The sequence below is a fragment of the Vibrio sp. 1249-1 genome (assembly GCF_033340495.1).
Window position 1 is genome coordinate 1 of the sequence record NZ_JAWOWJ010001030.1, and the last position, 546, is coordinate 546.

At 41.0% G+C, this 546-nt stretch carries 2 protein-coding genes; one reads left to right on the plus strand and one right to left on the minus strand.

The window, feature by feature from the left end:
* On the plus strand, positions 1 to 160 hold a 160-nt coding region (locus R7Z50_RS30290; protein WP_318150123.1), incomplete at its 5' end, for a MetQ/NlpA family ABC transporter substrate-binding protein.
* A 121-nt stretch (positions 161 to 281) separates the two neighbouring features.
* Here the strand turns inward: R7Z50_RS30290 and R7Z50_RS30295 are convergent.
* Positions 282 to 546 (minus strand): D-fructose-6-phosphate amidotransferase (locus R7Z50_RS30295; RefSeq protein WP_318150122.1); only part of this gene is annotated, 265 nt, incomplete at its 5' end.

The following is a 546-nucleotide window of genomic DNA, read 5'->3' on the forward strand; positions in this document are numbered from 1 at the left end:
AGAGTCCAAAGACGCACCTCTCGCTGTTATGGTTATTGCGACTCGTGAAGCCGACAGAAACAACGAGGCTTACAAGAAGTTCGTCTCTATTTACCAATCCCAAGAAATTCGCGACTTCCTTAATAGCACTTTCAAAGGAACGATTGAACCAGCCTTTTAAGTAAGAATTAATCCTTGAGCAAGCTATCTTGCTTGCTCAGAGAGACAAAATGACAGAGGCTCATGAAACAAAGCATGAGCCTCTGTCATATCAAATGGTATCAATCGTACTTGGAGTTAGATTATCGACTTTCTGCTTCTAACTTTAGCGCGATATAGTTTTGTGCGGCGGTAACCAAATCAGAACGATTGATGATCTTCCATAGGAAAAATGGCGGGATTAAGAATGCAATGAAATAAAACGACTCATGAAAAAAGATCTGAGCAATTGCATCTTGATGTTCCCACAACGCCGTAAGCGCGAAAAGATCGAGCATCACACCAAGTACACCAAAAACAACTGAAACCACGATCGCTAATCCTAGTAGCTCTCGAATAAAAAATTTG